The sequence below is a fragment of the Bacteroides sp. 3_1_23 genome (assembly GCF_000162555.1).
In the GTDB taxonomy this organism is placed as follows: Bacteria; Bacteroidota; Bacteroidia; order Bacteroidales; family Bacteroidaceae; genus Bacteroides; species Bacteroides ovatus.
The window spans coordinates 367,639-393,191 of the sequence record NZ_GG774955.1; the positions used below are offsets into that span (position 1 = coordinate 367,639).

The window sequence follows — 25,553 nt, forward strand, 5'->3', positions numbered from 1 at the left end:
GTGCAATCGGTGACTGAAATGTCCGCAATAAGGACAGGAAGCCCCTTTGCCAGCCGTATGTAGAAAGACCGTCAATGAGCCAACAGCTTCAGAGATACCATCTTGTTGCTGATTATCGTAGCCAAGACTGAATCTGAAATCATGGAATAATCCCCTATTTGTAGGAGCATTTTCTTTTTTTGATGTATATTTGTACGTTGTAGATATGACTTGTTGCATTGTAACTCTTAATGATGTGGTGTCTTTAAAGTTACTAAAAAGCAAACATATCTACAACTTTTAATAGGATTAAGAAAGAAGAAGACAGTTGAAATAAAAAAGAGATTACCACCAAATTTGACGAAGAACCAAAATAAACTCATAGAGAGTATGAAAAATATGAAAACACTTAGGGTTAAAATGGTAGGGCTATTGGCTGTGGCTCTCATTCTTTTTTCTGCGTTTCGTGCAGACAAACCGGTCATCACTATCTTTATGATAGGCGATTCGACGATGGCTAACAAGAAAATGGATGGAGGAAACCCCGAACGTGGTTGGGGAATGGTGCTTCCCGGATTCTTCTCCGAAGATATACGGATAGACAACCATGCTGCCAACGGTCGAAGCTCCAAGAGTTTTATCAGTGAGGGACGTTGGGAAAAAGTGATTTCCAAAGTGGAAAAAGGAGATTATGTCTTTATTCAGTTCGGCCATAATGATGAGAAAGCAGACTCTACCCGTCACACTGATCCGGGGACAACTTTTGATGAGATTCTTCGCCGCTATGTAAATGAAACCCGTGCCAAAGGTGGAATACCGGTATTGTTTAACTCTATCGTCCGTCGAAACTTTGTGCAGCCGAAGGATGATGCCATCGCAAAAGATGTCCGTCGCACACCGGGGGAAAAGGAACAACCGAAGGAAGGTACTGTTTTATTCGATACGCATGGTGCTTATCTGGATGCTCCCCGCAATGTGGCAAAAGAATTGGGAGTAACTTTCATCGATATGAATAAAATCACTCACGACCTGGTGCAAGGACTTGGACCTGTAGAATCTAAGAAATTATTTATGTTTGTCGAACCCAATCAGGTGCCTGCTTTTCCGAAAGGCCGTGAAGACAATACTCACTTGAATGTATACGGAGCACGAACCATTGCCGGATTGGCGGTGGATGCCATCGGCAAGGAAATTCCGGAACTGGCGAAATATATCCGTCAATCCGATTATGTAGTGGCTCAAGATGGTAGCGGTGATTTCTTTACCGTGCAGGAAGCGATCAATGCAGTTCCTGATTTTCGCAAAGAAGTGCGTACCACAATTCTGGTTCGCAAGGGTACCTATAAAGAAAAACTGATTATCCCTGAATCTAAAATCAATATTTCCCTGATTGGAGAAGAAGGTACGGTATTGACTTATGACGGTTTTGCAAACAAGAAAAACGTATTCGGTGAGAACATGGGAACTTCCGGTTCGTCCAGCTGTTACATTTACGCTCCCGATTTTTATGCAGAAAACATCACCTTTGAGAATTCATCAGGTCCCGTAGGACAGGCAGTTGCCTGCTTTGTATCTGCCGACCGTGCTTTTTTTAAGAACTGCCGTTTCCTCGGCTTTCAGGATACTCTCTATACATACGGGAAGCAAAGCCGCCAATATTACGAAGATTGTTACATCGAAGGAACAGTCGATTTTATTTTCGGATGGTCTACCGCTGTTTTCAATCGCTGCCACATTCATAGCAAGTGCGACGGTTATGTCACTGCTCCCTCTACCGATAAAGGGAAAAAGTATGGCTATGTCTTCTATGATTGCAAACTGACTGCGGAACCGGAAGCTACAAAAGTATATCTGTCTCGTCCCTGGCGTCCGTATGCGCAAGCTGTATTTATCCGTTGCGAACTGGGTAAGCACATTCTCCCTGTCGGCTGGAATAACTGGGGCAAGAAAGAGAACGAAAAGACAGTCTTCTATGCCGAATATGAGAGCCGGGGCGAAGGAGCCAATCCGAAAGCGCGTGCCGCTTTCTCCCAACAACTGAAAAACCTGCAAGGATACGAGATTACGACTGTACTGGCAGGCGAAGATGGATGGAATCCGGTAGCGGACGGAAACAAACTGATAACAGTGAAACGTTGACTTGACGAATATGTAAAGAAATGAATTACTAAGCAAAAAACAATGGATATATAAAAGACAATAGATCACTTGTCCTATAGAATGGCTCGATTCTGTTAAATAGCCGCTAAAGATTGCATAAAAGTACAACTATTTTTCTATCTTTACGGCACAGAACCTAGTTATATGATGAAGAAAACCTTAATTTCAGTAATTCTTTTGCTAGCTATTGTGTTCTCGACACATGCGCAGCAGCACTGTTTTTTCACCCACTATTCTACTGAAGATGGATTGTCCCAAAATACGGTGATGAACATCTTGCAAGATCACAAAGACAACCTTTGGTTTGCCACTTGGGATGGAATCAACCGTTTCAACGGTTATACCTTCAAAACATATAAGGCTCGTCAGGGAAATTACATCAGTCTGACCAATAATCGCGTAGACCGTATCTATGAAGACCGTTATGGTTTTTTGTGGCTACTGACTTATGATAATCGTGTCCATCGTTTCGACCCGAAGACAGAGACTTTCGAACAAGTACCTGCTGCCGGAGAGGAGGGGAGTGCTTTCAATGTGCATACCATTGAGGTGATGCCGAACGGAACCGTCTGGCTGCTGACAGAAAATGACGGAGCCATCCGCATCCTAACTCATCCGAATGAGAATAATCGTCTGACATGGGATATTTATTCCAGTAAGACGGAACTGTTTCCCTCTTTGCATGTATTCAAAGTACATCAGGATAAAGCAGGCAATGACTGGTTGTTGACGGATAACGGCCTCGGCATGATCCGCCCCGGCAAGAAAGAACCGGATTCCTATTTTACGGAGACAAAAGGGAAGTTTGGCGGCATGAACCAAGCCTTCTATGCAGTACAGGAGCGGGATAAGGACATCTGCTTTGCTTCGGATCATGGACGTATCTGGTCTTATCAGAAAGATAGCGGAGAATTTACGTTGATCGAACTTCCTACAAAAGGGCAGATCACTTCCATTCACCCCGTTGCACCGGACGTTTCTGTAATTACTACCGATTCGGATGGTTTCTTTACTTATAACCTGCGGACCAAAACAAACGTGCATTACTCATTTTTGACTTGTAAGGCTTTACCCGCAAAACCAATCCTTTCTGCTTATGTAGACCGTTCTTCGGAAGTGTGGTTCGAGCAGGAAGAACCGGGTGTTGTAGCCCATTTTAATCCCTCGACCGGAGTGGTGACCCGTGAACAGATTCTTATTGAATACAGTAATCCCGAACGTTCCCGTCCGGCCTTCCATATCCATGGAGATGTAAACGGGTATCTTTGGGTACACCCTTACGGAGGAGGTTTCTCTTACTTCGATCCTCAAAAAAAACGGTTGGTTCCTTTCTATAACGGACTGGGTAGCCGTGACTGGCGCTTCTCCAATAAGATTCATTCGGCTTTCTCCGACAAACAAGGTAATTTATGGCTTTGCACCCACTCCAAGGGATTGGAGAAGGTGACTTATCGGAATGTACCTTTTGCGATGATGACTCCCATGCCGCATGAACATGAATCATTGCATAATGAGGTACGTGCCCTGTGCGAAGACAAACTGGGTAATCTGTGGGTTGGCTTGAAAGATGGTATGCTTCGTATGTATGATGCCGATAAAGCTTATAAAGGATACCTGACCGAAAGCGGCATCGTTTCTACTACCGGTACTCCCATGTTGGGAACTGTTTATTTTGTTATTCAGGATTCGAAAGGAATCATCTGGATTGCAACAAAAGGAGACGGACTTGTCCGTGCCGAGCCGACTTCTTCCAACGGAATGTCTTATAAACTGACCCGTTATCTTCATCGTGAAGAGGATATGTACAGTTTGAGCGATAATAATGTGTATTGTATCTATGAAGATCATTATGGTCGTATTTGGGTAGCTACTTTTGCCGGAGGTATCAATTATATCACGCAGAATGAAGCAGGAAAGACATTGTTTATCAATCACCGGAATAATCTGAAAGGGTATCCGATTGATCCTTGCTACAAAGCGCGTTTCATTACTTCCGATAATAATGGACGCCTGTGGGTAGGTACAACTACGGGAGCTGTTGCTTTTGATGAGAACTTTAAGAAACCGGAGGATGTGCAGTTTTATCATTTCTCCCGTATGCCGAACGATACGCAAAGTCTGAGTAATAATGATGTCCATTGGATTATTTCCACTAAGAAAAAGGAACTGTATCTGGCTACTTTCGGTGGGGGACTCAACAAACTGATATCTATCAGTAAGGACGGCCACGGAGAGTTCAAATCATATTCCGTACTGGACGGTCTTCCTTCCGACGTCTTGCTTTCTGCCCGCGAAGATAGTAAGGAGAATTTATGGATTAGTACGGAGAATGGAATTTGTAAATTTATCCCGTCTGAAGAACGTTTTGAAAGTTACGACGAACGTAGTATTACTTTCCCAGTGCGCTTTAGTGAAGCGGCTTCCACATTGACGGCTAAAGGAAGTATGCTTTTCGGTGCCAGTGGGGGAGTCTTTATATTTAATCCCGACTCTATTCGTAAGAGTAGCTATATCCCACCTATCGTATTCTCCAAACTGATGGTGACTAATGAGGATATTACGCCCGGAGATAACTCCTTGTTGAAGGTGGATATTGACGATACCGACCCATTGGTGCTCTCACACAAAGAGAATATTTTCTCCGTTCACTTCGCTGCACTCGATTATACTAATCCGCAGAATATACAGTATGCTTATATTCTCGACGGATTTGAGAAACAATGGACTTTTGCCGACAAGCAGCGTAGTGTGACTTATACGAATCTTCCGAAAGGAGAGTATGTGCTCCGTGTTCGTTCAACGAATAGTGATGGTGTGTGGGTGGATAATGAACGTATACTGAACATTGTTATTCTGCCTTCTTTCTGGGAGACGCCGGTAGCTTATGTGCTTTATGTTCTTTTTATTCTGATTATTATTCTCGTAGCCGTTTATATCCTGTTTACTATTTATCGGTTGAAGCATGAAGTTTCGGTCGAACAGCAGATTTCAGATATAAAACTGCGTTTCTTTACTAACATATCGCATGAGTTGCGTACTCCGCTTACGTTGATAGCTGGTCCGGTGGAGCAGGTCTTGAAGAATGATAAATTGCCGGCTGATGCTCGCGAACAGTTAGTGGTGGTTGAACGGAACACCAATCGGATGCTCCGTCTTGTCAATCAGATTCTGGACTTCCGCAAGATTCAGAATAAGAAGATGAAGATGCAGGTGCAGCGGGTGGATATTGTACCTTTCGTCCGTAAGGTGATGGATAATTTTGAAGCTGTGGCCGAGGAACATCGGATTGATTTCCTGTTCCAGACCGAAAAGGAACATCTTTATCTTTGGGTGGATGCCGATAAGCTGGAAAAGATTGTATTCAATTTGCTTTCCAATGCATTTAAATATACGCCGAATGGCAAGATGATTACGATGTTTATCCGGGAAGATGAAAAGACAGTTTCTATCGGTGTGCAAGATCAGGGGATCGGTATCGCAGAAAACAAAAAGAAGTCACTGTTTGTCCGTTTTGAGAATCTGGTAGATAAGAATCTTTTCAATCAGGCTAGTACGGGTATCGGACTTTCATTGGTGAAAGAGTTGGTGGAAATGCATAAAGCGACTATTTCCGTTGATAGTCATTTGGGAGAAGGGAGTTGCTTCAAAGTCGATTTCCTCAAGGGAAAAGAACATTACGATAAGGAAGCCGAGTTTATTCTGGAAGATGCGGATGCTCCGGCAAGAATGGGACAGGTAGTGGATATTGCCAATTCTTCCATTCAGTCTGAAACGTTGGTAAGCGATGATTCGGAGAAGATTGATGATGTGTATGGGGAAGAATTTGCGAAAGAAGAGAACTCCAAAGAATTGATGCTGTTAGTCGAAGATAATCAGGAGTTACGTGAATTCTTGCGCAGTATATTTTCTCCGATGTACCGGGTGGTGGAAGCTGCTGACGGTAAGGAGGGGGCAAACAAGGCTTTGAAGTACCTGCCGGATATTATCATCAGTGACGTGATGATGCCTGAAAAAGACGGTATCGAAATGACGCGTGAACTGCGTGCGGATATGACGACCAGCCATATACCTATCATTTTGCTTACTGCCAAAACTACGATTGAAAGCAAACTGGAGGGATTGGAATATGGTGCGGATGATTATATAACGAAGCCTTTCAGTGCTACCTATCTGCAAGCACGTGTGGAAAATCTGTTGATGCAGCGTAAGAAACTGCAAAGTTTCTACCGGGATAGTCTGATGCATATCAATATTTCTACCGGTCAGGAGGAAGTGCCTGTGGCTACGGATATGCCGTCTGCTGAAGAAGATGTGTCCGAAACTCCACCTACAACTCTCGAAATGTCTCCCAACGACCGTAAGTTTATGGATAAATTGATTGAATTGATGGAGCAGAACATGGATAATGGAGAACTGGTGGTAGATGATTTGGTTCGGGAACTGGCTGTCAGCCGTTCTGTCTTCTTCAAGAAGCTGAAAACACTTACCGGATTGGCTCCGATTGAATTTATCAAAGAAATGCGTATCAAGCGGGCTACACAATTAATAGAAATCGGAGAATTTAATATGACCCAGATTTCGTATATGGTCGGCATTAATGATCCGCGTTATTTCAGTAAATGCTTTAAAGCACAGGTTGGAATGACGCCTACAGAGTATCGGGATAGAGTGGGGAGATAATAATAGGAAAGGAAAGAAATAGAAAGGGGGATGTTCAAAGCTCCCCTTTTATCGAAATCACCCTCACTACAACTATCTGTGGCGAGGGTGATTTTTTGTTTATGAGAGTTCCGATACATTTACCCTCATCTTGGTTATCCGAAATTATTTTTTAGGGTATAGATGATTCACAAGGCTGTTCATATACATTTCCAGGTTTGTATATTCCGGGCTTAATGTATATTTGGCTCCGTCTGAAGGATCATTGGGATTAAGGTTGTGTTTCTTTTCCCATTCATCGGGAATACCATCACCATCTGTATCAACAAGTGCTGTTTCTGATTTATATTCCGGCCATCCTCCTACATCAGACGGTTGGTCAATCATTCCATTCGTGCTTCCGTGAGAACCTTCGTAAGTATAAGTGCCTTTGAGAGTTTCATCTACGATGCGTTGGTCTATGGCGTCACGGCGATATGAAGCACCGGCAAACTCGAGAACATCTTTGTAGGCTTTCTTGGCAGGTTGCAAAGAAGTATGTTCGGCTATGTCAAATGCTTTTTTAGACAGTACTTCCTTTTCTGTGGCAAAGTCCTTTTTGATAACCAGTCCGTAAGAGTTATCCATATTCACTTTATAAAGAGCCTCTTTCTGCTTATCGGTCAGTTTGGGACAGGTAGGATCCATATAGTTACCTTTGAAATAGAATACACCATGAACACCTGCTTTATTGTTGTTTTTGCCATCATCGGCATACGCTGTAAACAAGCGTTTGAAAGAACCTTTTGTCGCACTGAAAGGTCCCGGTTTATAGTAGTTATTGATAAAGTTGTAGGAACCTCCTTCACCGGCATAAGCACCGTCACTGCCATAATTATAAATCACATTATTGAATAATTCCACTTTTTCATCTTCCGGACGACCCGTATAACGGCTTCCGCAAAGACGGGGTGTGCGGTTAGTGTGATGGGCGAGTAAGTTATGGTGAAAAGTAGCAGGTTGTCCACCCCAGATACCCCCATAACCATGTGCTCCCTTTTCGTGGATAGAATTGGCGAGACTTTCACTGATGATGCACCACTGAAGTGTGAAATTACGGTTATCATAGAATGTGGCACATTCGTCCGTACACCAACTCATGGAGCAGTGGTCTATGATAATGTTTTGGTGCGCTTTAGTACCATTCATTGAGTCGTCACCTTTTTGTTTGATGTCGACTCCCATACGGGAACGGATGAAACGGACGATAACATTGTCTGCCTGAATAGAGAATGTATAGTTTTTCAGGCAAATGCCATCACCCGGAGCTGTCTGTCCTGCAATGGTCACATCACCATTGCTGAGTTTTAATGCTTTTTGTAATTCAATAATTCCGCTAACCGCAAAGATAATGGTGCGGGGACCTTTCTTGCTGATAGCCCAGCGAAGTGTCCCTTCCGAACCGTCGTCTGCCAGGGACGTAACAGTGTATACAGTACCTCCGGCACCACCGGTGGTATATTTTCCTGCTCCGTCGGCACCGGGGAAGGCGAGAACTTTGGAACGATCCGGGGTAGGATAGTCCTTTGATGTTTTTTCAACCGAAATGGCAGGTTGCATGGCTTGTCCCACTAGAGGAAAAGCCAATATCAAACTACAGATTGCTAATATATTCTTTTTCATTACTAATTTATCATTTGGGTTTGAATTTACTAAAATTATTCTATAACACTGCCACCTGTCGCACCATTTACCATGATTTCGTGCACCAGACTATTGAGATACATTTCCAGATTAGTGTACTTCCCGTTTTTGTCAATAGTCGTTTCTTTTCCATCAGCAGATTTCTTGGGATTCAAACCATATTCTTCTTCCCAGTAGTCGGGAATACCGTCACCGTCCGTATCTTTCACGTTTGCATTGGTTACAGATTTCAGAACATCGTAGGGATCACTTACTCCTAAGGCTGTGCAGACATCTTTCGGGTCGTTGATATATCCACTTTTGTTTTGTGAGTAGCCGGAAAGACCTTCCCATTTGCTGGCATCTCCCGTGCAACTTGCTTTTCTGTTTTTAACGTCGCTAATTATCAACTCGTCGACTTTATCACGATAGTTGCTGGCTCCTGCATAGCTCATCACACGTTCATAAGCCTCATCCGGCGTATGAGTTCTTACATTTCCTGTCTTAACTACCGGTGAACTTGATTTTATCTGGGTATGTTGGTTCCAAAGCTCCGTAGTTGCACAGTTTTTATTATCCATTTGTTCAAATACGCCTTTTGTCCAGTTATCATTGCTAACAGTCGTATTGCCTACCACTTTATTTCCGTCGATATAAAACTTCCCCCAAGTTTGAAGCCATTTTTTGTAAGCTTCGCCGGAGTAATTTTCCGGATATACATCCGGCTTGGCGATACGGTAAGCACGGTCTGCTTTACCGCTTTCATCGGTTCCGGGGCCTGGCTTGTAGTAGTTGTTAACGATATTCACGTGTTGCGCTTCACCACCGTAGCAGCCTTCGCCTCCCCAATTGTAGTAAACATTGTTGCGCATATCCACTCGCTCTCCATCGTTGTTGTTCAGTGCTAATGTAGTATATCGGGGACCAAGGCGTGGAACACGGCTTTCGCAATGGGCTATCAGGTTATGGTGGTAAGAGGCATAGTTTCCTCCCCAGTTACCGCCATATCCGTGAGAAGCGAATTTACCTGTGGCAGCATTGATCTTTACATCAGTCACACGTAAGGCTTGATAAGCTAAACACCATTGTACGGTAGAATTTTGCATACCATAGACAGAAAGACATTCATCGCTTCCCCAGCTTACTGAACAATGATCGATGATTACATTTTGTTTGTCACAACCTCCTAATCCGTCGCAGTCTACGTTAGAGTTTCCGGGGCGAAAACGGATGAAACGAATGATGATATTGCTGGAATTAATCGTAAATGGGTAATTGGCGATACAGATACCGCCCGGTGATGTTTGTCCGGCAATGGTCAGATCATCTTTCTGGGTTTTTAATTCCGATTTCAAATAGATGGTACCCGACACATCAAATACAATCGTTTTAGGACCGTCTTGTTTCATAGCCCAGCGCAGACTTCCGCTGATACTTCCACTGGTGTCGTCTTCAAGGCTAGTCACATGATAAACTTTTCCTCCGCGTCCTCCGGTGGTATTGCGACCGTGGCCTTCGGCGTATGGGAAAGCAAGAAGTTCTCCATAATCCAGTTGCTTGACATCAGAAGATGTCCCACCTGGATTATTTGTTCCTCCACCTGTATCATCTACAGGATCGTCGGAAGAGCATGAGGTACATAATCCTGCGATGCTGAATGCAATAGCTACATAAAATAGAGATATTTTCTGCTTCATTATCTTTTAACTGTTTGGGGATATAGACGATTTATTTGTTGGGATACAACGTTTCTACCAGACTGTTGAGGTAAACCTCCAGATTGGTATACGTTTTACTTAGAGTATATTTGGCACCGTCGGCCTTACTTTTGGGGTTCAAACCGTTGGCAGTCTCCCATTCATCAGGGATGCCGTCGCCGTCGGTGTCTTTTGGACCGGTTTCCTTTTTATATTCCGGCCAGCCACCTACATCGCTGGCTTTATCAATGAGTCCCTTTTCACTGCCATTGCTGCCGTCTGCCGTATAATCTCCGTTGCGAACGTTGGCTATGATGCGTTTATCGACATCATCATATTTTAAGGAAGCACCGGCATACTTTAATACTGATTCATAAGCTTCTTTTGCCGATTGAGTGAATTCGGATGCATCTTCGGAAATAGTAAATTCGTTACTTGACTGAAGTGCTTTTTCTCCTCCATCGGGTAAAGGAACGGCTTCTGTTGCATTGGGGTGTAACCCTTGCCAGTTGTCATTGTTTACAGAAGTAAGCAGAGATTGATATTCGGCTTTCAATTCAGGACATGTGCCATCAAAATAGTTTCCTTTCAGATAAAAAGTACCCCATATACCTTTGGTGTTTTTATTTGTACCGTCATCACCGTTAGGTTGGAAGATACGGTTTACAATATTTTTCTTGGTATTGGTAACTGGTCCGGGCTTGTAGTAGTTGTTCACGAAATTATAGCTTCCTCCTTCTCCTGCATAGCCACCATTGGTCGGTCCCCAGTTATAGAAAACATTATTTCGTAAATCGAGTTTTTCATTTTCCGGTTTCCCTGTATAGCGGCTACCGCATAAACGTGGTGTACGGCTGCTGTGGTGGGCTAATAAATTGTGGTGGAATGTAGCGGGTGATCCTCCCCATATTCCTCCGTAACCGTGATTACCTTTGGTGTGTACCGAACGATTCAAACTTTCGCTGATGATACACCATTGCATGGTAAAGTTAGTGTTATCGTAGAAAGAAGCACATTCATCAGTGCTCCAACTCATCGAACAATGGTCAATGATAATATTTTTATGTTGCTTTCCCCACAATGCATCACCGCTGTCGGCTTCTGCTTCTGTTGTAAAGTTGTCCGATCCCATGCGGAAACGCATGAAACGGATGATTACGTTGTCCGCCTGTACGGATACGGGATGTCCTTTCAGGCAAATACCGTCACCCGGTGCACTCTGGCCGGCAATCGTTACATCTCCGTTGGTTATCCTCAAGGGGCTTTTCAGTTCTATCAATCCACTTACTGCAAATACGATCGTGCGCTTTCCCGTGCGATTTAATGCGTAGCGTAATGTTCCTTGTGTTGTCTTATCGTTGTCTTCAAGCGAAGTTACTATATATACATCTCCGCCTGCTCCGCCGGTAGTATAACGACCTGCACCGTAAGCACCCGGAAAGGCATAACGCGTTTCGGCAGGTGTCTCTTCTTCACCACCTTCGTTCTCATTACCACCGTTACCGGTATTCTGTCCCGGTGTTTCATCGGTGATACTTGGGTCTTCGCTGCTGCAAGCAACCGATAGGTTGATTACACAGAAGCACAATAATCCCATTTTAATAGATTTGAGCATACAAATTATCTTTTAAAAAAATAGAGTTCTTTGTCTCATACATTATATTTGCTGATGATGTGACAAAGAACTCTTTATTAAATCTTATTGGTTTTATTCGCTTACTGTACCGTACTGGCTTACAGTTTTCACTGTATAAATATTGCTTTCGTCAGTGTTGGTCAGTGTAACGGTAGTGTCTGTCGTTTGCCCTGCATAGTTACCATTCATAAAGATGAGGTAGCCGGCAGCACCGGATACTGCATCCCATGTCAGAGTGTTTCCCGACAGATTGACATTGGTAGGTGCTGCAAGGGGAGTTTCCATATACTCTTTCGGGTTCCAGCTGTCAATAGTTATTATATTCTCATATGTATATTTAGCAGCTTCGGATGCTGTTAGCACTGAACTAGTGAAGGAAACGTTTCCGGAGGTGATTGTTTTACTTTCCGCAATCATATTTCCATTCTTGTCGATAGTGTTATATTCAGCATATAGTGTAGGTACTTGTCCACCATATCCCCAGTGTGAATCTATAATATCCATTTTCAACTTGGTGTTGATCCAGACAGTTTTCGTGGTTGTGGCTTGGGAACGTCCGAATGAGAATTTTGTATCATCACCGTTTACCGTACAATCTTTTATAACATATCCGTATTTATCGCTTTCACTGGTACGCGAAGCAGTTATAACGCTACCACCGTCATTGCCTGTATTATAGAATGTACTGTTTTCGATAAGTACATCGCCACTTCCCCAGATATAATCTGTATGACCTTCAATCCATGAGTTATAAACGTATGCACGATGAGGGGTTGTATTGTTCCAATAACGGGTCCACCATGTATCCTGGTAGGAGACAAGCAAACAGTTATTCAAAGCAAAGCGGTCTTCACGGTTTATCAAGGCTTCTGCCTGTCCGTTTTTACCTAAACCACCAGTGTGACGATTTGAGAATGCACCATAAAGATTGATGATTGAAATATTTTCAGCATAAAAGTCTGTGGCTTCAATCAACACTACTGTGTTTTGGTCTTCACTATATCCGGCTTTGCGGGCTGGTGAATTTTCGTTGAAAATAGAATAAGGCCATGAGGTAGCATTACTTGAATCATCTACACGGTTTACTGCAAACTGGATTTTAACACCATCACGGCTCTCACCGATTAAATGAACAAATGGTTTATTCTTATTGATCCGGACACATTCATTATAAGTTCCGTTGGCAATGAAGATTTTATAAGGACTGGTAGGTGGGGTAGTGATGGCGTTGATTGCAGCCTGGAGAGTAGTGTAATCACCATTCCCTTTTGAATCAACAATTGCATCGAATACTTTTCCATCGCCCGAAATTTCAGATTTGGCAGTAAAGCTTAAAAAGAAGTCTTCGTCGTAAGCTCTTCCCTGCATATCCGTTAATGCTCCGGCAGGAACTTCGAAAGTACATTCTTTGTTTTCCATACCAGAGAAGGTATAACGTACTTTTTCGTAGTTGATGGATACACGCACTACTCCTCCGTTGAAATAGATTTCTGTATCCGGAGCCTGACGCATAGCTTTGCTGAAAGTCAGTTCTACATATCCGCTCGGACCTACTACATCACCATCATTGATATTCTGTGAAATCAGAACAGGGATGCTTGTATCTTCTGCATCATCGTTGTCATTACAGGAAGCACCTGTAAGAATCAACAAGAACAGAAGTAAGTATTTACTTATTGTATTGATTGAATTTGTATTCATAATATCTGTTGCTTTTTAGAGAAGATTCTCCGTCAAGTAAATGCAAATTCCAGACTTGACGGAAAACCTTGTAGTTTTATTTAGTTATTTGTTCCAACGTTGGTCACCGACTCTGTATTCTTCAGGAACATCTGCTCCAAAAGTCAAATCTTCACTTGAACCATTAGGGAATAGCTGATCGGAAGTCAGAGGAAGACTAGTATAGTCTTTTCCCCAGTCGGGTGTAACAAATGAAAAGTCAGAAGCCTTATACAAGCCGTTTACGTTCAGGGTTGTAGCTACGGAACTTGTGTTGTAGAAAGGTTTAACTCCACCTTTGGCAAACAGGGTGTTTGATATAGTTATTGTCATGTCTTTTGTATCTCTGCAGAAAGCATCACTTGCTGACATATCATAGAATGTACAATCTTTGATTGTTATTGTACCGGGTTGTCCTGACTTGTGTCTTATGAATTGAGACGCAGAAGCTCCCTTGGATACAATAATAGAAGTGTTGGAAACCACTAAATTGAGAGTTGTTAATGTTACCTTGTCAGAAAGAAGTAATCCATAATGATTGGATGTTGCTGCTCTTCCCAATCCTTTGATGATACAGTCGTCAATAGTAACAGACATAGCATTACTTGTACTTGCATTCATACGAACGATACCACGGATATTGGTAATTGTACACGAGGTAACTTCTATTTCTTTGATGCAACCTGAAGCACCGTTTTGATAAATAAGGGTTGTATTTCCTTCATCGGTAATATTCAGATTATGGAATTCTACTTTATCACATATTCCGCTGGCACCTATGCCTTTTTTAATAGTCATATTAACCTGTCCGTCTTGACTATCACCCCAGAAAATAAGGTGAGTCACGCCAGCAGCAATGCTTTCTTTTTCTTGTGCAAATCCTTCTGTTCCGGAAACATTGATTAATACTTTTCCTGAAAGATTATCCCAGTTGGCAAGGGCATCTTCCCATGTCATTTCAGTATACCCCGTCGGTTTACCTTTCTTAGTTGTAAAGGTGATACGAGAACATATAGAGCCGTTTGCGAAAGCATAAGCCGTATATTCCGTACTGGAAGCCAAACCTGTGATTGCCACCTTATGTGCAGCAATATCTGCTGGTGATAATTGGGTTCCTGATTCAGGTACTCCTTCGGTAGAAAGAACACAAGCATATTCATCTACATCCACCGTTTCTTCCCATGAGAATACAGCTGAATTTGCTGTTATATCACTGATGGTAGATTCGATTTCCAAACCAGGGATGGTAACAGTCTGTGAACCACGCGGATTATTTCCATTATAAATAGTAATCGTGTATTCAGTGAATGACTTCAAATTTTCAACCCATGCTTCACCTGCGGCAGCTTCTGTTGACGAAATAACACGTGAAGTTGCTTCTGTGGCACCCGTTTCCATGATTTCGAAATGATCGACTGCTAATCCGGCTTCCCATGACATACGTACTTTTCCTTGACCTTCAGGTAAGTCTTCAGTAGTTGGAATATTTAGGATAGCTTCTTCCTTAACTGAAGCAAAAGTCTTTTTATAATTTACCCAACGAGATTCCTTCTCTCCGGAAATAGACTTGATACGCATATAATAAGTCGTATTTACCGCCAGATTATCCATTGTGTAAGGTGACTGCTTGATCCGGTTGGCAGGATCATTTCCATAAACGATATTTCCATTTTCTTCTGATCCCATTGGAGTTTCGTCAGTCATCTCGTTAGGACTAATCTCGATAATGTAATAGTCGGTATTGGATGTTGAGCTCCAAGTTACTACCGCTCTGGCTACTTTACTGTCTGTTTCTATACTGATTCCGTTTTCATCAGTTCCGAAAGGACGGCTATAGGAAGAGTCAATATCCCAATCACTTTTCTCTGTACACGAAGATACAGCCAAAGAGGTCAGGAGCATGAAAGCTCCCATTCCCAATATATTTTTTATATTCTTCATCATTTTACGATTTTAAGATTAATCCGAATAACCATAAGAGTTATGTAATTTACCGTTTGAGGTAGAGATGGTTGTAGAAGCTATCGGCAATAAATAACGATTCTTCACAGCCTTGTTCAATCCGCCAGAAATACTAGGCAAGTTTACTTTCAGATTCTTTTGCTCCTTGTCACTGGTTTCAGCTCCGAAAAAGCTCTTGTTTTCATATTCTCCACCTACTTTAGCTCCAAATACGAGAGAAGTCATATCGATATACATCGGATTGTCCGTGCGATATTTATAGTTCACATACTGTGGATATGTACCATTATACACTGCATTTGTATATTCGTTTTTGAATTCGTCTATTTTTTCGCTCAACAGGTTCCAACGGATTAGGTCGAACTTACGAACACCTTCTCCTGCCAGTTCCCATGCATTTTCGTCAACAATTGCATCGAAGAAGTCTTTTCCCATTAGAGCAGTCCATGCAGCATCACGTTTGGTTGCATCGGTGAAAGCACGGTCGTGTACTTCTTTCAGGGCTGCTGTGGCTGTTAATGTACAACCTTCGGCTGTTGCACCCTTACCATAAAGTTCGTTCACAACTTCGGCATACATCAGCAATACTTGCGGATAACGCATTTTCACTACGTTGATACCGGAACAAACTTTCTGATCGCTGGCCAATACAGCTGCGTACCATTCAGAGTTTTCCATCATCTTACGATAATCCCATTTTCCACAATAAAGACCGAAAGGAGCATTTCCTAACATATATTCTTTAAATACTTTGGTGTTTTTGTCTGTAGAAAGTTGTGAAATAGCACAAGTCAGATCGCGGCGGATATCTCCTTCGCCAAATGACAGATAATAAGGAGCAGTCAGTTTCAACTTACCGGATGAGTTACCTTTCGGACCAAATAGGGAACTGGCACCGTTTATACGATATCCGATAGTATATCCCAGCTCACCACTTTTGTTTAGTCCCATTGGAATCTCGAACAGGTTTTCTTGATAAGTCTGATCTAGTTGTCCGATATTTATTAAACGCCAGTATTCTTCTACAGAAGGATTCAGTTTATGTTTTCCTGAACTGACAACAGCTGCCAGATGTTTTTCGGCCAATTCGAATAGTTCTCTACGTTTGGTATCGCTGCAACGTTGAGTAGGATAAGTAGCGTCACTGTTATCTCCGGTGATATATCCGTCTTTAGCTTGTTCGCGGATAGCATATCCGGCACGTGTCATTGCAATGTTAGCCAAGAGAGCGTGAGCATAGCCTTTGCTTACATGTTCGGTTGTATAACCGTCTTCACCAGCCCAAGGTAAATATCCGATAGCTTCCTCGAGTTCAATTATCAATTCATCCATGATATCGTCACGATCTGCCTTTCCAATGTAAACATTAGACAGGTCGCTGTTGGAAGATTCTGTTTTGAAAGGAATATCACCGAACAAGCGGATCAGATCGAAATAAATCATCGCACGCAATGTCATCGCTTCTGCACGGAATCTCATCATGCTGGTACGGGTTGCTCCTGCTTGTTGTATCAGTTGGCTATTGTTTATACCATCTACTACCAGATTCGCATTCTCGATTACTCCGTACATGGCATCCCATACTTTGGAAAGTTGTGACCATCCCGGATTAGCGTTGTAGTTCATATTACCACGTTCGCTGGACGTGTTGCTTGCATCCGTACCCAAACCGTCAATCAGTTCACAGTCGGTATTGGTTCCGGCAATGATAGGTAGGAAGTTAGAATAAGTCTGGTCTTGCGTCAGGCTGCCGTAAACTTTATTAAGTGCCAATTCTGTATAATAGGCATTATTAAAAGTTGATTCATTATCCAATTCAGACGGTGAGGTCTGATTCAGGAAGTCCGAACAGGAAGACAGGGCAATTAACCCCAGCCCCAGGAATAATGTCTTATATATTTTCATACGATCAATCTGTTTAATGTTTTAATTAGAATGTAACGTTAATACCACCCACAAATGTGCGGCTCTTAGGATAAGCGGCGTAATCTATACCCGGAGTCATCGCATTTTTCTTACTGCTTGTATCGACTTCAGGGTCTGCTCCGCTGTAGTTAGTCCAACAGAACAGGTTATATCCTGTCAGATAGATTCTCACATTCTGCATAAACGCTCTCCTTACAATTGTTTTCGGAAGAGAGTATCCGATAGTAATGTTATTCAAACGCAGGAATGAGGCTTTTTCTACTGCATAATCAGTCAGCTGCATGGTAGTAGCGCTGGCCGGATTGTACATATTGGCGTTAGCGTTTATTTCATTCAGACGTAATCCTGCTGTTGTCATGTCTCCATAGGTATTGAGGACATCTGTAGAGCTGGACGACAGGTTCAAACCAGTTTCCGGATCAATCCATGTGTAACGGTTAGACAATCTGAAATCATTGTTTAAGTTATAACCGGTTCTTGAACCTGAACGGAAAGAAGCTGCCAGTTTTGTTCCATTGACAATTACATTTCCGAGAGAGTAGTTAAAGAATACATTGAAATCGAAATTACCTACACGACCATCGAATCCAAAACCTCCGGTTGTAGGAGCGATAGTGTTACCCAAACGTTGTTTGAGAGGGTTACCATCTTTATCACATTCCAGTTTCAAACCACCCGGATAGTATTTACCACCGGTGATAGTAGGACTGTTATCTTGCATTCCGTCTTTTAATCCCCATTCGCTACCTGCCCAAACCAGTTCGCCGGTAGGGTTGGTGACAGGATCATATACAGTATAATAACCGTTTGTCTTATATCCCCAAACTTCACCCAAACGTCCGCCTTTCTCTACGCGGAAGTCTTCGTATTTGGCCATTGTACTACCTGACCAGTTACTACTTTGCCAGGGAGAGTCTGTATTCAGTTTATCAATGCGGTTGCGGTTGTAAGCAATGTTGGCATTGAAGTTCAAAGAGAAATTCTTTTTATCAAATAAAACAGCACTAACAGACAATTCTACACCTTTATTGGATGTCTGTCCGAAGTTCTTGTACTGATAGTTATATCCGGAGAGAGAAGGAATTTCAGTACGCATCAATAAGTCTCTGGTTGTATTCCAGTAAAAGTCGATAGCACCGGAGATACGATTGTTCCAGAATCCATAGTCAATACCGATGTTACGGGTGACTGTTGTTTCCCACTTCAAATCGGGGTTGTATAAGTTCGTTCCATGTTCCAACATGGTAGTGCTTTCTCCGTTGAAGAAAGGATTGCGTGCATCATTACCTCCCAAAGAGTAAGTGGTGGAAAGCAAACCGGAATTGATACGGTTGTTACCGGCAGTACCGAAGCTTAAACGTAGTTTCAAAGCTGACAGCCAGTCTTGAGTGTTACTCATGAAAGCCTCGTCAGAGATACGCCATGCCAAAGCTGCTGACGGGAAAACACCCCAACGATTTCCGGAACCGAACTTGCTCGAACCGTCTGCACGTACTGTAACAGCAAGCAAGTATTTATCCATCATAGTATAGTTCACACGACCAAAGAATGATAATATGTTTTCTTTTGCAGCAATGGTAGATTGGTTGGCTAAAGCTTTGCCCGAACCCATATTTGCTTTCATATCATCGAAATTCATAGTAACAGGGAAAGCTACAGATACATTTTCTATTGATTTCCTTTGGCTGCTGCTTACTTCATGTCCGATCAATACATTGAGTTTATCACGACCTTTGAACAGTTTTTTGTTATCATAGGTCAATGTGTTGGCATTACGCCAGCTCATCGTCTTTTCTCTCAACAGGTAGGCTTGTGGCTGACCGTTATATCCATATTTAGAATTAGATACTGCATCTACTCCCCAATACTGTTCTGTATCGTCAAACTTCCATCCATATCCGAATTCGGAACGGAATGTCCAGTTCTTGAATGGTTTCCAGTTTAAACCTACATTGTAGTTCTGGTTGAAAGTATTGCGGGTTTTATCCGTTGCAAGCAGACGTTCCAATGGAGATTTCTGTTGTGCCGAACTGTTTTCTTCGTCGTCATCACTGTATTTAAGTGAATCAACCGGACGGAATACGGTAGCATTAGCCACAGTTGAATTGGCAGCATTGGATTCATTGGTATCAGCACCACCACCTAAACCGTCAATGGTAGAGTAACTTAACCGGGCGTTAAAGTCCAGTGTCATCCATTTATTCAGTTCTGATTTAATTTTTGCATTTACATTGTCTTTTTTGAAGCCGGAATTAAGCATGATACTTTTTTCTTCATTATGGGCATAGCTGACACTATAAGTCATTTGCTTGGTTCCGCCACTTACATTAATGTTATATTGTTGCTGGTTTCCAGTACGTCCGAACATCTCGTCTTGGTAATCGGTACCATCAATAGAACGCCAAATATCCATATCGGCAAAGTTTCCATAATCCAGAGAACCGATTTCACGCTGATAAGCAACGAAATCGTAAGGACTCAAGACTTCAGTCAGTTTGGTTACCTGTTTAAAACCGAAAGAAGCACCGAAGTCTACTTGCGTTTTACCTTCTTTTCCGCTCTTGGTAGTAATGATGATTACACCATTTGCACCACGGGCACCATAAATGGCTGTGGAAGAAGCATCTTTCAATACGTCGATGCTTTGAATTTCCGAGGGAGCGATATCACTAATGCTTGAAACAGGGAAACCGTCTACAATATATAAAGGAGAGTTATCCTGTGATAGTGAACCACCACCGCGAACACGGATCTTTATATCTGCATCGGGAGAACCTTCAGTAGTAGTAACACTAACTCCGGCAAGTTTACCGGTAAGGGCTTCAGATGCACTTGCTACTGGTATAGCAGCTAAGTCTTTGGCACTAACAGAGGCTACAGAACCGGTTAAATCTCTTTTATTGACCGTACCGTAACCAATTACTACGACTTCGTCCAAAGCTTTCGAGTCGTCGACCATTTGTACATTAATTGTTTTTCTACCTTGAACGGCTACTTCTTGAGTTTTCATACCTATGTATGAAATAACCAATGTTTTTTTGCCATCAACTTTAATAGAAAAATTACCATCTAAATCTGTAATCGTACCATTGGTAGTATTACCTTTTTCTACAACAGAGGCTCCAATAACAGGCTCTCCGCTGGTGTCTTTCACGTTACCTTTTACGGTAATCGTTTGCGCAGATACGCTAAGCGATATTGCTGAAAATAGTATTAGCAATAAGGAGCGCATGTTTTTCACTTTGTTAGACATTCTTTGCATGTTTATTAATTAATGGTTGTTGTTTGATATTTCATAAAAAATCCCGATGAGAGTTCATTCATCGCTACAAAAGTATGAGAATGAAGATATAGTGATGTGCAATATTTGTTTTTCACCTCGTATTTTTTGTTTTTTAGTTTGTTGCGAGGTGTAGTTATTAGCTTTGAAGGGTGTTATTTGTGTTCTAAAGGCCGGCAAATATACGAATCAGAGATTTATAAATTGATTTTTTCACCGGTTTTTATCCGGCATTCATCGGAATTTATACCGTAAATCAACTGAAAAGCCTGTGGAAGCATAGGGAAATGATGTATCTTTGAACCATTAATCAATTAATAATAGAAACAATGGAAGAGAAACAAAATTTTCCCCGTGCTACAGGCTTTTCCGGTAAAATACTGATAGCTTTGCTTTTTATCCTTTCCGGGATTCTACTGTTTGCCCGTAATATGGGATGGATAACTTCAGAAGTATTTGATTTGATCGTATCCTGGCATTCACTCCTTATATTATTAGGTATATATGCAATGATTCGCCGCCATTTCATCGGTGGAATCATCCTTTTTCTGGCGGGTGTCTATTTTCTGATAGGAGGACTTTCCTGGTTACCGGAAAATTCACAGGCAATGGTGTGGCCCCTCGCTCTGATAATAGCAGGTGTTTTATTTATCTTCAAACCCGGCAGAAATAAGAGGGCGCAATGGGCTCGTCAGCATACAATGGAACATCGTCGGCAATGGATGAAGATGCATCAGGGTAGACCCGGCATGAACTTTGAGAGTGAGCAACAACAATCGGAATCAGTAGATGGCTTTTTGCGTTCGGAGAATGTCTGGGGAGCTGCACGTCACGTAGTACTTGATGAGTTGTTTAAAGGAGCTATGATTCGTACCTCTTTCGGGGGGACGACTATTGATCTTCGCCATACCCATATTGCACCGGGAGAAACCTATATTGATTTGGATTGCAGTTGGGGAGGAGTCGAGATTTATGTCCCGTCGGATTGGACAGTCGTCTTCAAATGCAATGCTTTCTTTGGAGGATGTGATGACAAACGCTGGCAAAATGGGAATGTAAACAAGGAGAATATATTGGTCATTCGTGGAACGCTTTCTTTCGGAGGCTTGGAAGTTAAAGACTAGCGTATGAAACCACATCCGATAATAGATTATCCATTCCGCTGGATTCCGATGCTGGTGCTGGCGTTGATTCTGGTTGCGACACAGGTGGTTTTAGTCTGTGGATATACCGGAAACGACTATCTTCCTGCTCTGGTAGATGGAGTGGCAACAATTGGTTGGCTGGCAGCCATAGCCTATTTGGCCTGGTTTGTGGTCGGTCTTGTTTCGTTGTTCCAGACGGATATAATCATGATAATCGTTGGAAGCCTGTTATGGCTGGCGGGTAGTTTTATGATCTGTGATATCATGGTGAGGATTGTAGGCATATCCTATATTCCTTTTGCGCAGACCATACCTTTCCGGTTATTGTTCGGACTGCCAACCTTGATTGCCATTACTTTATGGTATCGCCTGATTGTAACTAAAGAAGAAGTACAGAATCAGGAACTGGATAAAGAATTGGCTGCACATCAGCTAACTGTGACCGAACAACAAGGAGAACCACAGACAGAATTAATAGATCGCATTACGGTGAAAGACGGTTCCCGCATTCATCTGGTAAAGACAGACGAACTGATCTACATACAAGCCTGTGGAGATTATGTAATGTTGATAACCCCTACCGGAGAATATCTGAAAGAACAAACTATGAAATATTTTGAGACCCATCTGTCTCCTGATACTTTTGTGCGTGTGCATCGTTCTACGATTGTCAACGTAACACAAATTTCGCGGGTCGAGCTTTTTGGAAAAGAAACTTATCAGTTGTTATTGAAGACTGGCGTGAAACTTAAAGTAAGTCTTTCCGGTTACCGGTTATTAAAAGAGCGGCTGGGGATCTAAAATTTGTTCAATCTTATCATAAAAACTGATTTTTCCCCCATATCGGTCAAAAAATGAATGTCAGAATGAAAAGCTTCCACTACTTTTGTTTCCATCATCTAATAATGTGAATAAGGAAATGAAAAGAAAATTAGTTTATGTTTGTCTGCTGGCAATGGTTGCGGGAGGAATGATGTCCTTTTCCTATGACATACCCGAAAAACAGGAGACAGGCGGCCGGGAAGATCGAGTGATCTCTTTTCCCGGAGCTGAAGGACACGGTAGATACACGACAGGCGGCCGTGGTGGTAAAGTGTATCATGTGACTTCTTTGGAAGACGATGGTTCGCAGGGGACTTTACGTTGGGCTTTGAAACAAAATGGACCTAAAACGATTGTCTTTGATGTGGCAGGTACGATTCATCTGAAATCGGAATTACGAACAGGGAAAGATCATCTCACCATTGCAGGACAGACTTCTCCCGGAGGAATCTGTCTGGCTGATTATGGCTTTTCTATTAATTCTAATAATGTAATTATCCGTTTTCTTCGTTTCCGCCCCGGAGAAGCCAGTGGGAAAGAACCCGATGGGTTGGGCGGCTGTGATAAGAAAGATATTATGGTAGACCATTGCTCTGTCAGTTGGAGTGTAGATGAATGTCTTTCCGTTTATGGTATGGAAAACTCTACGGTACAATGGTGTATTGGCTCTGAAGCATTAAGAAAAGCGACTCATGTAAAAGGGGCACATGGATATGGAGGCAATTGGGGAGGACATAAAGCTTCTTATCACCATAACCTGATCGCTCACTGTGAGAGTCGCGTGCCTCGTCTGGGCCCTCGTCCTTCTACATTAGCTCTTGGCGAATGTGTTGATATCCGGAATAATGTTTTCTACAACTGGGCTGGAAACGGCTGCTATGGCGGGGAAGATCAGCATGTCAATATCGTCAATAACTATTATAAACCGGGACCGGCAACAAAACAGGCTTCCAAACAGGTGCAATATCGTATTGCCAAAGTCGGAGTTTATCCGCAAGCTTATGTTTACGTTGATGGAGAACCCAAAAAGAACTTGGCTTTTCAACCTTACCTGCAGAAATGGGGAACTTTCTATATTGATGGAAATAAGATAGAAGGTAACAACAAAGTTACTGCCGATAACTGGACGGACGGAGTCTATGCCCAGTTGAAGAATGATGAAAAAGTAGATTTCCTCTGGACAGAAGATGCCAAAGAATCTATCCGTCTGAAAGAACCTCTTGATTTTGGAGTAATCACTACTTATTCGGCTGACAAGGCTTATGAACAGGTGATGAATTATGCAGGTTGCTGTAATTATCGTGATGAAGTAGACAAACGTATCATTTCCGACACCCGGAAAGGAACGGCAACTTTCACCGGAGAAGGAAATAAACCCGGATTTATCAATAGCCCCAAAGACACAGGCGATTCTCCCTGGCCGGAATTATCAATAGCAGGTCTTTCGGCACCGGTAGATTCGGACGGTGATGGCATACCTGATGAGTGGGAAATAAAAAACGGACTTGATCCGAATAATCCCGTAGATGGAAATACAAAAACGAAAGATCCGAATGGACAATATACGAATCTTGAGGTATATTTGAATAGTTTGGTGCAACATATAGTCGATGCACAGAACAAATAGGTAATCAGCAATTCCCCGTTCAATGCGGAGAATTTAGATGATATGCCCTTCAGGTGTTTTATGATAACATTTGAAGGGCATATCTTTTTTGTGCATGGCTATACCAGAGGGGCACTTTTTTACCCCAGTCCGTTTTTTACTCCTTTTCTACTAAATCTTACTCTATCTTCTCTTGCTTAATCCTCAATTTTGCACTGGTGAAAGAACAAAAAAATCACTCTAGCGAAAAACATCATTAATGTACAATGAAAATCTAAACAAATGAGAAACATGAAGCCAGCACTTATAATAGCCAATCCTCCTTAGGCTTGAATCCGCCTTTTAAAGAAAAGGGCATAGAATTTTTATTCTTTTAATAATTGTATATCTTTAAATTATATATAAACTAATATTTATGAAACATCTAGCAAGTTTATTTCTTCTGTCATTTCTGCTTTGCTCTTCTTGTTCACAGCAAATGGATGATGAATGGAAACCGAATGAACAACTTCCCAATGTGCCCGAAACCCACCCGGTTGGCGTTTCTTTCAGTAGGGCTAGTCTTGAAACTTTTGCTGAACATGGAATTACAGAGGTCGGTGTTTATGTCTACCTGCAAGATTCCATGGTATATGGAAAAAATCTCCCTTTAAATAATGGAGATTTAAAAGTCGACCTTCCTTTAGGAGAAAATCTGCAAACCTTCATCGTGGCAAATGCCGATCATCTGGTGGATACAGATAGTCTTTCCAAAGTGGTAGTTTATCAGGATGCTCATATTCAAAAGCCGGTTTATATTTCGGATGTCGTAGGCTTTACTTCAGATAACTCGGTCAGTTCGCTCAACGTAGAATTGAAACGTTTAGTCGGGCAAGCAGTGTTCCAGCCGAAAGAGACGGAGGAGGAATTGAGTGCTATCACTCGTTTTGACCAGTTGAATGTCACTTTTACAAATGTGGCAATAGGCTATAAAGTAAAGAGTAAAGAATGTATTACAGAAAATGTGACTATCTCCACTAATCTTTCTACCGGCTTTGGAGCTTCCGTTTATTCATTTCCCACAGTGAATGGAGATTCCAGAACATCTATAGATGTGGTATATCTGAAAGGAGGCGAGGAGGTGAATCGCATCATCAGCCCTCTTGATACCGGTATAGGCTTTGAGTCTTCCAAGCGTTCTACCGTACATATGAAAATTACGGATGAGAATTACTTGGACGAGCCGTGGCCTTCGGTACGCACAGTCATGTATAAGAGTACATCCACTCAACCGTTTACAATAGAAGTTTCAGAATTTTAA

At 42.2% G+C, this 25,553-nt stretch carries 13 protein-coding genes and 1 pseudogene; 6 read left to right on the forward strand and 8 right to left on the reverse strand.

Annotation, left to right across the window (positions count from 1 at the left end; all coding sequences use genetic code 11):
* Positions 1–219: pseudogene (locus tag HMPREF9010_RS26400) on the reverse strand (ISL3 family transposase); the annotation flags it as partial.
* A 150-nt stretch (positions 220–369) separates the two neighbouring features.
* Between HMPREF9010_RS26400 and HMPREF9010_RS05205 the strand changes: the two are divergent.
* The gene (locus tag HMPREF9010_RS05205; RefSeq protein WP_008650704.1) at positions 370–2,118 is read left to right on the forward strand and encodes a pectinesterase family protein; all 1,749 of its coding nucleotides are present in this window, start codon (positions 370–372) and stop codon (positions 2,116–2,118) included.
* Between the two features lie 165 nt (positions 2,119–2,283).
* Entirely contained in the window at positions 2,284–6,819 is a 4,536-nt protein-coding gene (locus HMPREF9010_RS05200; protein WP_008650707.1) for a two-component regulator propeller domain-containing protein, read from the forward strand.
* Between the two features lie 144 nt (positions 6,820–6,963).
* On the opposite strand, the gene HMPREF9010_RS05195 is transcribed toward HMPREF9010_RS05200, so the two are convergent.
* From HMPREF9010_RS05195 to HMPREF9010_RS05165, 7 genes are all read right to left on the reverse strand, one after another.
* On the reverse strand, positions 6,964–8,460 hold the full coding sequence (locus HMPREF9010_RS05195) for a pectate lyase (protein WP_004309412.1): 1,497 nt from the start codon (positions 8,458–8,460) through the stop codon (positions 6,964–6,966).
* Positions 8,461–8,495: 35 nt separating this feature from the next.
* Positions 8,496–10,157, reverse strand: coding sequence for a pectate lyase (locus tag HMPREF9010_RS05190; protein ID WP_008650710.1), 1,662 nt, complete (start codon positions 10,155–10,157; stop codon positions 8,496–8,498).
* Positions 10,158–10,188: 31 nt separating this feature from the next.
* Positions 10,189–11,772 carry a hypothetical protein gene (locus tag HMPREF9010_RS05185; RefSeq protein WP_004309414.1) on the reverse strand — a complete coding sequence of 528 codons (1,584 nt, stop codon included), beginning with the start codon at positions 11,770–11,772 and terminating at the stop codon, positions 10,189–10,191.
* 93 nt (positions 11,773–11,865) lie between these two features.
* Complete coding sequence (locus HMPREF9010_RS05180) at positions 11,866–13,494, reverse strand: pectinesterase family protein (RefSeq protein ID WP_008650711.1); 1,629 nt, start codon at positions 13,492–13,494, stop codon at positions 11,866–11,868.
* 84 nt (positions 13,495–13,578) lie between these two features.
* Positions 13,579–15,456, reverse strand: coding sequence for a DUF5123 domain-containing protein (locus HMPREF9010_RS05175; protein ID WP_004309416.1), 1,878 nt, complete (start codon positions 15,454–15,456; stop codon positions 13,579–13,581).
* A gap of 15 nt (positions 15,457–15,471) precedes the next feature.
* Positions 15,472–17,379, reverse strand: coding sequence for a RagB/SusD family nutrient uptake outer membrane protein (locus tag HMPREF9010_RS05170; protein WP_004301514.1), 1,908 nt, complete (start codon positions 17,377–17,379; stop codon positions 15,472–15,474).
* Between the two features lie 25 nt (positions 17,380–17,404).
* Entirely contained in the window at positions 17,405–20,662 is a 3,258-nt protein-coding gene (locus HMPREF9010_RS05165; RefSeq protein ID WP_004301515.1) for a SusC/RagA family TonB-linked outer membrane protein, read from the reverse strand.
* Positions 20,663–21,009: 347 nt separating this feature from the next.
* Here HMPREF9010_RS05165 and HMPREF9010_RS05160 point away from each other — a divergent pair, with 347 nt between their 5' ends.
* The 4 genes from HMPREF9010_RS05160 to HMPREF9010_RS05145 all read left to right on the forward strand — a co-directional run bounded on the left by HMPREF9010_RS05160 (position 21,010) and on the right by HMPREF9010_RS05145 (position 25,553).
* Complete coding sequence (locus tag HMPREF9010_RS05160; protein WP_004301517.1) at positions 21,010–21,804, forward strand: LiaF transmembrane domain-containing protein; 795 nt, start codon at positions 21,010–21,012, stop codon at positions 21,802–21,804.
* Positions 21,805–21,807: 3 nt separating this feature from the next.
* Positions 21,808–22,626, forward strand: coding sequence for a LytTR family DNA-binding domain-containing protein (locus tag HMPREF9010_RS05155; RefSeq protein ID WP_004309417.1), 819 nt, complete (start codon positions 21,808–21,810; stop codon positions 22,624–22,626).
* 118 nt (positions 22,627–22,744) lie between these two features.
* Positions 22,745–24,274 (forward strand): pectate lyase, encoded by a 1,530-nt coding sequence (locus tag HMPREF9010_RS05150; protein WP_004320967.1) that lies wholly within the window; start codon positions 22,745–22,747, stop codon positions 24,272–24,274.
* Positions 24,275–24,668: 394 nt separating this feature from the next.
* Positions 24,669–25,553: a hypothetical protein gene (locus tag HMPREF9010_RS05145; RefSeq protein WP_032849846.1), complete on the forward strand. Its 885-nt coding sequence runs from the start codon at positions 24,669–24,671 to the stop codon at positions 25,551–25,553.

What these genes read in the sequence shown, in the direction of transcription:
- HMPREF9010_RS05205 (WP_008650704.1), top strand. Translation starts at nt 370, where the DNA reads ATGAAAAATATGAAAACACTTAGGGTTAAAATGGTAGGGCTATTGGCT.
- HMPREF9010_RS05200 (WP_008650707.1), top strand. Translation starts at nt 2,284, where the DNA reads ATGATGAAGAAAACCTTAATTTCAGTAATTCTTTTGCTAGCTATTGTG.
- HMPREF9010_RS05195 (WP_004309412.1), bottom strand. Translation starts at nt 8,460, where the DNA reads ATGAAAAAGAATATATTAGCAATCTGTAGTTTGATATTGGCTTTTCCT.
- HMPREF9010_RS05190 (WP_008650710.1), bottom strand. Translation starts at nt 10,157, where the DNA reads ATGAAGCAGAAAATATCTCTATTTTATGTAGCTATTGCATTCAGCATC.
- HMPREF9010_RS05185 (WP_004309414.1), bottom strand. Translation starts at nt 11,772, where the DNA reads ATGCTCAAATCTATTAAAATGGGATTATTGTGCTTCTGTGTAATCAAC.
- HMPREF9010_RS05180 (WP_008650711.1), bottom strand. Translation starts at nt 13,494, where the DNA reads ATGAATACAAATTCAATCAATACAATAAGTAAATACTTACTTCTGTTC.
- HMPREF9010_RS05175 (WP_004309416.1), bottom strand. Translation starts at nt 15,456, where the DNA reads ATGATGAAGAATATAAAAAATATATTGGGAATGGGAGCTTTCATGCTC.
- HMPREF9010_RS05170 (WP_004301514.1), bottom strand. Translation starts at nt 17,379, where the DNA reads ATGAAAATATATAAGACATTATTCCTGGGGCTGGGGTTAATTGCCCTG.
- HMPREF9010_RS05165 (WP_004301515.1), bottom strand. Translation starts at nt 20,662, where the DNA reads ATGCAAAGAATGTCTAACAAAGTGAAAAACATGCGCTCCTTATTGCTA.
- HMPREF9010_RS05160 (WP_004301517.1), top strand. Translation starts at nt 21,010, where the DNA reads ATGGAAGAGAAACAAAATTTTCCCCGTGCTACAGGCTTTTCCGGTAAA.
- HMPREF9010_RS05155 (WP_004309417.1), top strand. Translation starts at nt 21,808, where the DNA reads ATGAAACCACATCCGATAATAGATTATCCATTCCGCTGGATTCCGATG.
- HMPREF9010_RS05150 (WP_004320967.1), top strand. Translation starts at nt 22,745, where the DNA reads ATGAAAAGAAAATTAGTTTATGTTTGTCTGCTGGCAATGGTTGCGGGA.
- HMPREF9010_RS05145 (WP_032849846.1), top strand. Translation starts at nt 24,669, where the DNA reads ATGAAACATCTAGCAAGTTTATTTCTTCTGTCATTTCTGCTTTGCTCT.